Raw genomic sequence first — 7,215 nt, forward strand, 5'->3', positions numbered from 1 at the left:
CAGGATCTTGCGGGCCTCCGAGAGGCCATAGAGGTGGTGGCCCTTGTGGAAGACCACGGTCTCGGGGCCGTTCAGGTACTTGGCGCGGGCCTGCGGATCCATCGCCCGGCCGCCGAACGAGACCACCCGGCCCCGCGCGTCCAGGATCGGGAAGATGATGCGGTCACGGAAACGGTCGTAGGGCGCGCCGCCCTCCTCCGGCGCGATCAGCAGGCCGGCCTCGACCAGTTCGCCGGGCCTCGCGCCCTTGGTGACCAGGTAGTCCTTCAGCGCCGTGCGGCTCGAGGGCGAGAAGCCGATCCGGAACCGCGCCCACTCGGCCTCGGGCAGGCCGCGCTTCTCCAGGTAGGCCCGCGCCTCGCGCCCGTGCGGCCGGCGCAAGTCGGCCTCGAACCACTGCGCCGCCAGCTCCAGCCAGTCGGCCAGGCCCTGACGCACCTTGTCCTGCTCGGCGCCGCGCGGATCCACGGCCGGCAGCGGCACGCCCGCCTCGCCCGCCAGCCGCTCGACGGCCTCGGCGAAGCTGAGCCGCTCGGTCTCCTGCAGGTAAGTGATCAGGTCGCCCGTCTTGCCCGACGAGAAGTCGAAGAACATGCCCTTGTCGTCGTTCACGTAGAACGACGGGGTTTTCTCCTTGTTGAACGGCGACAGGCCCACGTACTCGCGGCCCTGCTTGCGCAGCTTGACCGTGCGGCCGATCACGTCGGACGGCCGAAGCCGCGACTTGATCTCCTCCAGGAACCGCTCGTCGAACCGCCCGACCATCACTGGGAGCCTTCACATCCCGCGCCGGTTAGCGCGAGGCGGCCGGGAGCCGCAGTCGTGGATGCGCTGATTCCCGCTGTTGGCCGCCTGTTGGCGACCTGTGGACGACTGCGACGTCAGTTCCGGACGTGCCTACCCCAGGTGCCGCAGTTTCTCCGGGTTCCGCATGACGTAGATGGCGGCGATCTTGCCGTCCTCGCCGGGTTCCAGCGCGAAGGTCTCGGGGCCGTCCGCGACCTGGATCAGCAGCCCCGGGAGGCCGTTGATGCGGACCGCCTCGACGCTCTGGACGCCCATGTCGCCGTGGCGCCAGACGATGCCCTCGATCAGCCGCATGACGTCCTCGCGTCCCACCAGCACGCGCAGCGCCGCCGAGCGCTTGCCGCCGCCGTCCGAGACCAGGATCGCGTCCTCGGCCAGGAGCTCGGAGAGCGCCTTGGTGTCGGCCGTGGCGCTGGCGGCGGCGAAGGCGGCCGCGAGCTTCAGGGCCTTGTCCTGGTCGACGGTGAAGCGGGGGCGCGCAGTCTGTACGTTCTCCCGCGCACGGCTGGCCAGCTGGCGCACGGCCGACTCAGACCGGTCCAGCGTCTCGGCGACCTCGCTGTAGTCCTGCTCGAACACGTCGTGCAGCAGGAACACCGCCCGCTCCAGCGGCGATAGCCGTTCCAGCGCCAGCAGGAAGGCGATCGACACCTCCTCGGCCCGCTCGACGGGGTCGTCGGTCAGGGGCTCGATCAGCGGCTCGGGCAGCCAGGGGCCCTTGTAGGCGGCCCGCTCGGCCTTGGCGGCGCGCAGGCGGTCGATGCACAGCCGCGTCGTGGTGCGCACCAGCCAGGCGGCCGGGTCGGTCACACCCGCGCCCGCGCGCTGCCAGCGCAGCCAGGCGTCCTGCACCGCGTCCTCGGCCTCGCTGACCGAGCCCAGCATGCGGTAGGCGAGCCGCTTCAGCCGCTGGCGGCTGGCCTCGAAGGCGTCGGTGAGGGCCGCGTCCATCGCCGCCACCCTACGCCACCAGCCGGAGCGGGGCGACGGTCTCTCCCGCCACCTTCACCCGCGAGCACGCCTTGCCGTAGCCCATGGCGTACTTGAGTGTCGGGTACATGCGCGACGCCACCAGGCCCAGGCTGACCGCCACCAGCGCCTTGTCGCCGAAGCGGCGGACGATCTCGTCGCGCAGCGGGTCGCAGGCTTCCATGTCGCGCGCCAGGCTGGCGCGGGCGAAGCGGTAGCCCAGGGCCGCGGTCTCGCCCATCGCGGCCTCGTCGCCGGCGATGATGGCGCGCAGCACCTTCGGGTCGACGCCGTTCGCCGTGGCGATGTCGACGCCCACCTGCACGCAGGGGCCGCAGTCCTCCTGCAGCGTACCGTAGAGGCCTGCGGCGATCAGCAGCTCGGGCGGCGCGGCCTTCCGGTCCAGCGCCTGGGTCCCCAGACTGAACTTCAGGAGGCTCCAGGGGTTCGCGCGCAGCACGTGGCGCATGTAGCTGGCGTCGTAGCTGAAGGTCTTCTCGAACTTGTCGAGCCAGCGCGAGAGGAAGGTCTTGAGCATCGGTCAGGCCTCGAGGGTCTTGGGTTTGCGGAAGACGGCGAGCGCGAGCGGGACCAGGGCGAACAGGTAGACGCCCACGAAATCGCGCTGGATGTCGGCCAGCGGGCTGGAGCCGCAGGTGGCGTCATAGACATGGATGGCGGCGTGCATGGTCAGCCACGCCGCCGCCGCGGCCATCGCCGCCCAACCCGCGGCCGGTCGCCAGGCGAACCAGGCAAGCCCCAGCCCGCACATGACGTAGATCGCCCCGATGTCCTTGATGAAGTGCGGGTTGAACGGCCCCGTCGTGACCACGCCCGGCACGGCGTCATACCAGGCCAGCGACGCGACCAGCATCACCACCCCGTTCGCGCCCAAGAGCACGGCCATCAGCCCCGCGAGGTATCGATCCCAACTACGCATCCACGCCCTCCGTCCATCCTGCGCCTAGGACGGAGGGGTGAGACTGTTTGTGACACGGACGGCAGAGGAACCACGAAAACACGACGAAAGGGTGGGGCGCCCCCGATGCCGCGAAGCGGCGCCTTCCTTTGATTGAACCGCGGAAGGCGCGGAAGGGCGCGGAATCGCAGCCTCACCTTCCGCGTTCTTCCGCGTGCTTCCGCGGCACCCTCTCTTCCGAGGAACGAGCGCCCGCTGCGCGAGCCGGGGCGCACGGCCCTTTTCGTGTCCTTTCGTGTCTTTCGTGGTTCCCCTCTAGCTGAGTCCCCGCACCCATGCCGGCAGGTCGGAGATGGTCGCCAGTTCCGCGAACCGCGGGTGCTCGCCCGGAGGGTCGGCGACTTCGTGGGCCCAGGTGACGTGGTAGGGGATGTAGGCGCCCCAGGCGCCGGCCTCGAGCGCCGGCAGGATGTCCGAGCGCATGGAGTTGCCGACCATCACGGCCTCCGCGGCGCCCGTGCCGAACCGCTCGAACACGCGCCGGTAGGTCGAGACGTCCTTCTCGCTGACGATCTCGACGCCCGAGAACAGCTCGCCCATGCCCGAGGCCGCCAGCTTCTGTTCCTGGTGCAGGAGGTCGCCCTTGGTGATCAGCACCAGGCGGTAGCCGTCGACCAGGTCGTGCAGCGCCGCCTCCACCCCCGGCAGCGGCTCCACCGGGTGGGAAAGCATCTCGCGGCCGGCGGCCAGGATGTCGGCGATCAGCCGGCCCGGCGGTTCGCCGCCCGCCAGCTCCATCGCCGTCTCGATCATCGACAGCGTGAAGCCTTTCACGCCGTAGCCGTAGAGCCGCAGGTTGCGCCGTTCCACCTCGGCCAGCTTGGCGTTGGTGGTGTCGTGGTCGGCGTAGTCGGCCAGCATCTCCCGCAGCCGGTCCTGGGTCAGCCGGAAGAGGCTCTCGTTGTGCCAGAGGGTGTCGTCGGCATCGAGGCCGACCGTGGTGATGCGCATGGCCCCGCCCCTTACGCCGGGGCCCTGTCGTTGTGCAATCGCCGCTCGCCGCTGCCGCGCGCTTGGGCGCCGGGCGCCAATGCGCTGCGCCCGGCAGGATTGCAACCGGCGCGCAGCACCGCCGCCCGATGCTGGCGGGCGCGTTCGATTCGGAGTTCCGGCATGGGCGGATTCGGGGGCTGGTTCGCCAGGCTGTTCGGCGGCCGCGCCGTGGCCGATGCGCGGGCGCATGCCGAGCTGGCCGAGGCGCGCCTGCGCGACGCCATCGACGCGATCCCGGAAGGGGTCGTCTTCCTCGATGCCGAGGGTCGTTATGTCCTGTGGAACCGCCGCTACGCCGAGATCTACCACCGCTCGGCCGACCTGTTCCGGCCCGGCGCACGCCTGATCGACACCCTGCGCGTGGGCGTGGCGCGCGGCGACTATCCCGACGCCGTCGGCCGCGAGGAGGCGTGGCTCGCCGCCCGCGAGGCCAAGCTCGCCACCGCCACGGGCGAGCGCCACGAGCAGCAGGTGGCCGACGGCCGCTGGCTGATGATCGAGGAGCGGCGCACCTCGGACGGCGGAGTCATCGGCCTGCGCGTCGACATCACCGAGCTGAAGCGCCAGGCCGAGGCCCTGGAGCAGGCCCTGGCTCACGCCGAGGCCGCCCACCGCGCCAAGGCCGAGTTCCTGGCCGACATGAGCCATGAGCTGCGCACGCCGCTGAACGGCGTGACGGGCCTGGCCCAGGCCCTGGACGCCACCGAGCTCGACCCCGGGCAGCGCGCCCTCGTTTCCGACATCCGCGCCGCCGCGCGCCAGCTGGACCGACTGGTGAGCGGGCTGCTCGACTACGGGGACGCAGATCTCGCCGCCGACGCCGTCCACACCGCGCCAGACCGACCGCTGCGGGTGCTGGCGGCCGACGACAATCCGACCAACCGCAAGGTCCTGGAGCTGATGCTGCAGGCGGCCGGTGTCCAGGTGGTGACCGTCGAGAACGGCCACGAGGCGGTGGAGGCCTGGCGGGTGGGCGGCTTCGACGCGGTGCTGATGGACCTGCGGATGCCGGTCATCGACGGTCTGGCGGCCATCCGCGCGATCCGGACGGAAGAGACAGCGTCAGGCCGGCCGCGGACGCCGACCGTAGTGCTCTCGGCCAACACCTCGCCGGCCGATCGCGCGGCCAGCGCCGCCGCCGGCGCGGACGGCCATATCGCCAAGCCGATCCGGGTTGAGGCGCTATTCGCGGCGCTGGACGCCGCGCTGAGCCCTCAGGCCGCGCAGGCCCTGTGAGGCTTGGTCACCCGTTCCGGCGAGGCCGGGAAGCGGGCCAGCGCCGCCGCCGGACGGATCGGCCGCTCCACGAGATTGCCGCCGCAGTTGGGGCAGAGGCCGCCCAGGCGGTTGTCCGTGCAATCCGCGCAGAAGGTGCACTCGAAGGTGCAGATGCGGGCGTCGGGGCTGTCGGCCGGCAGGTCGCGGTCGCAGCATTCGCAGTTGGGTCGGAGGGCGAGCATGGGCTGAAGTCTCCTTCAGATCGGACATGTCCGAAATGACAAGTTTCCCTCGTTTTCAGCCAAGTCAGTGGCCGAGTTCGCCGCCGGCCTCTAGCGGTTCCAGGCACAGCAACCGGGAGTCGGCGACCGCGGCCGTCCGGTGAGGCACCACGTGCTCGCGATAGTGCGGATCACGAACCATGTCGATGAACGCCTGCGAGGTGGGATATTCCGCGATGAACGCCAGCTCCCACGCCTCAGACGCCGGGCCGGTGACCATCACCTGGGGCCTGCCGGCCCAGACCTGCCGGGCGCCGAGCTTCTCGAACACCGGCGCGATGGCGCGACCGTAGGCGCGATACGCCTCCGCCCCGGTGATGTCCTTCCCGTGCTCGGGGCGACCTTCAGGGTAGTCGGCCTTCGCCTTCAGCCGGATCAGGTTCAGCATGTGGATCGGCCGGTCGCGCGGCAGGCCCTTGAACAGCTCCCAGGCCTCGCGGTCAGGATCGATATAGGCCATAGCACTCCCGCCGCATTGACCGCACCTGCGGGACTCACTACCTAGCGCGCCGTTTGCCCACAAGGAGCCCCCCACCATGAGCCGTGATCTGCTGCCTGGCGTCACCGGCGTTCTGGTGCTGGCCGACGGGACCGTCCTGCAGGGGATCGGCGTGGGCGCGGTCGGCGATGCGGTCGGCGAGGTGTGCTTCAACACCGCCATGACCGGCTACCAGGAGATTCTGACCGACCCCTCCTACATGGCCCAGATCGTGGCCTTCACCTTCCCGCACGTGGGCAACGTCGGCACGAACCTCGAGGACATCGAGCAGATGTCGGGCTCGGCCGAGACGGCGGCCCGCGGCGCGATCTTCCGCGACCTGCCCACGAAACCGGCCAACTGGCGCGCCGACAGCGACCTCGAGACCTGGATGACCCGCCGCGGCGTCATCGGCCTGGCCGGCGTCGACACGCGCGCGCTGACCAAGGCGATCCGCGAGAACGGCATGCCGCACGGCGTGATCGCGCATGATCCGGACGGCCGGTTCGACCTCGACGCGCTCCAGGCCAAGGCCCGCAGCTGGTCGGGGCTGGAAGGCCTGGACCTCGCCAAGGACGCCTCGTGCCTGCAGCCCTTCGTCTACGAGGAGGGCCTCTGGGACTGGGACGGCGGCTACGCCAAGGCGGCCGAGACGCCCAAGTACGAAGTCGTGGTCGTCGACTACGGCGTGAAGCGCAACATCCTGCGTTCGCTGGTCTCTGTGGGCGCCCGCGTCACGGTGGTGCCGGCGAAGACCACGGCCGAGGAGATCCTGGCGCGCAATCCGGACGGCGTCCTGCTCTCGAACGGTCCGGGCGACCCGGCAGCGACGGGCGAGTACGCGGTGCCCGAGATCAAGAAGCTGGTCGACAGCGGCAAGCCGGTCTTCGGCATCTGCCTGGGCCACCAGATGCTGGCCCTCGCCCTGGGCGCCACGACGGTAAAGATGGAGCAGGGCCACCACGGGGCGAACCACCCGGTGAAGGACCTGACCACCGGCAAGGTCGAGATCGCCTCGATGAACCACGGCTTCACGGTCGACCGCGACAGCCTGCCCGAGCCGGTCGTCGAGACCCACGTCTCCCTCTTCGACGGCACCAACGCCGGCCTGGCCCTGAGAGACCGCCCGGTCTTCTCCATCCAACACCACCCCGAAGCCTCCCCGGGGCCGACGGACTCGCTCTACCTGTTCGAAAGGTTCGCGGGCCTTATGGACAAGGCGAAGTAGCGGCGACTTGGAGACCTCCGCGCGAGCGGAGACTTCTTGGATTCAACCGCCGAAAACGCAGAAGACGCGGAAGGAGCCTAGCCGGCCTTCCGCGTTTTTCTGCGTTTTCCGCGGTTCTATCACCAGCCGATATGCTCGAGCACTTCCGGGATGAACTGGACGAAGACGTCGAGGTCGTCCTGCAGGGCCTCGTAGGTGCCGCCGGGCGCAACGTTGGCGTCGTAGGCGAAGGTCGGGTCGCCGTTGTCGTCGAGGGAGGCGC

9 protein-coding genes are annotated in these 7,215 nt (G+C 70.3%); 2 read left to right on the forward strand and 7 right to left on the reverse strand.

Annotated elements, in window-relative coordinates; all coding sequences use genetic code 11:
* From VGD44_RS07215 to VGD44_RS07235, 5 genes are all read right to left on the reverse strand, one after another.
* The coding region (locus VGD44_RS07215) for a DNA primase (protein WP_331085366.1) at window positions 1-765 on the reverse strand (765 nt) is incomplete at its 3' end.
* Between the two features lie 132 nt (window positions 766-897).
* Window positions 898-1,758 (reverse strand): RNA polymerase sigma factor SigJ, encoded by an 861-nt coding sequence (gene sigJ, locus VGD44_RS07220; protein WP_331085368.1) that lies wholly within the window; start codon window positions 1,756-1,758, stop codon window positions 898-900.
* Window positions 1,759-1,768: 10 nt separating this feature from the next.
* Window positions 1,769-2,314 carry a hypothetical protein gene (locus VGD44_RS07225; protein ID WP_331085370.1) on the reverse strand — a complete coding sequence of 182 codons (546 nt, stop codon included), beginning with the start codon at window positions 2,312-2,314 and terminating at the stop codon, window positions 1,769-1,771.
* Between the two features lie 3 nt (window positions 2,315-2,317).
* A complete protein-coding gene (locus tag VGD44_RS07230) occupies window positions 2,318-2,716 on the reverse strand; it encodes a hypothetical protein (protein WP_331085372.1) in 399 nt (132 codons plus the stop codon).
* A gap of 294 nt (window positions 2,717-3,010) precedes the next feature.
* Window positions 3,011-3,706, reverse strand: coding sequence for an HAD family hydrolase (locus VGD44_RS07235; protein WP_331085374.1), 696 nt, complete (start codon window positions 3,704-3,706; stop codon window positions 3,011-3,013).
* Between the two features lie 162 nt (window positions 3,707-3,868).
* On the opposite strand from VGD44_RS07235, the gene VGD44_RS07240 reads away from it, so the two are divergent.
* The gene (locus tag VGD44_RS07240; protein WP_331085376.1) at window positions 3,869-4,984 is read left to right on the forward strand and encodes a response regulator; all 1,116 of its coding nucleotides are present in this window, start codon (window positions 3,869-3,871) and stop codon (window positions 4,982-4,984) included.
* On the opposite strand, the gene VGD44_RS07245 is transcribed toward VGD44_RS07240, so the two are convergent.
* A complete protein-coding gene (locus VGD44_RS07245) occupies window positions 4,963-5,208 on the reverse strand; it encodes a DUF1272 domain-containing protein (protein WP_331085378.1) in 246 nt (81 codons plus the stop codon). The two genes, VGD44_RS07240 and VGD44_RS07245, sit on opposite strands and share 22 nt — an antisense overlap.
* Window positions 5,209-5,272: 64 nt before the next feature.
* Window positions 5,273-5,707, reverse strand: a complete 435-nt coding sequence (locus VGD44_RS07250; protein WP_331085380.1) for a DUF1330 domain-containing protein — start codon at window positions 5,705-5,707, stop codon at window positions 5,273-5,275.
* A gap of 76 nt (window positions 5,708-5,783) precedes the next feature.
* On the opposite strand from VGD44_RS07250, the gene carA reads away from it, so the two are divergent.
* Window positions 5,784-6,953: a glutamine-hydrolyzing carbamoyl-phosphate synthase small subunit gene (gene carA, locus VGD44_RS07255; RefSeq protein ID WP_331085382.1), complete on the forward strand. Its 1,170-nt coding sequence runs from the start codon at window positions 5,784-5,786 to the stop codon at window positions 6,951-6,953.
* Window positions 6,954-7,215: the final 262 nt, after the last annotated feature.

The sequence above is a fragment of the Phenylobacterium sp. genome, assembly GCF_036402295.1.
GTDB lineage: Bacteria > Pseudomonadota > Alphaproteobacteria > Caulobacterales > Caulobacteraceae > Phenylobacterium.

Coding starts and splice junctions, on each gene's coding strand:
- VGD44_RS07235 (WP_331085374.1), bottom strand. CDS start 3,706: ATGCGCATCACCACGGTCGGCCTCGATGCCGACGACACCCTCTGGCAC.
- VGD44_RS07245 (WP_331085378.1), bottom strand. CDS start 5,208: ATGCTCGCCCTCCGACCCAACTGCGAATGCTGCGACCGCGACCTGCCG.
- carA (WP_331085382.1), top strand. CDS start 5,784: ATGAGCCGTGATCTGCTGCCTGGCGTCACCGGCGTTCTGGTGCTGGCC.
- sigJ (WP_331085368.1), bottom strand. CDS start 1,758: ATGGACGCGGCCCTCACCGACGCCTTCGAGGCCAGCCGCCAGCGGCTG.
- VGD44_RS07230 (WP_331085372.1), bottom strand. CDS start 2,716: ATGCGTAGTTGGGATCGATACCTCGCGGGGCTGATGGCCGTGCTCTTG.
- VGD44_RS07225 (WP_331085370.1), bottom strand. CDS start 2,314: ATGCTCAAGACCTTCCTCTCGCGCTGGCTCGACAAGTTCGAGAAGACC.
- VGD44_RS07250 (WP_331085380.1), bottom strand. CDS start 5,707: ATGGCCTATATCGATCCTGACCGCGAGGCCTGGGAGCTGTTCAAGGGC.
- VGD44_RS07240 (WP_331085376.1), top strand. CDS start 3,869: ATGGGCGGATTCGGGGGCTGGTTCGCCAGGCTGTTCGGCGGCCGCGCC.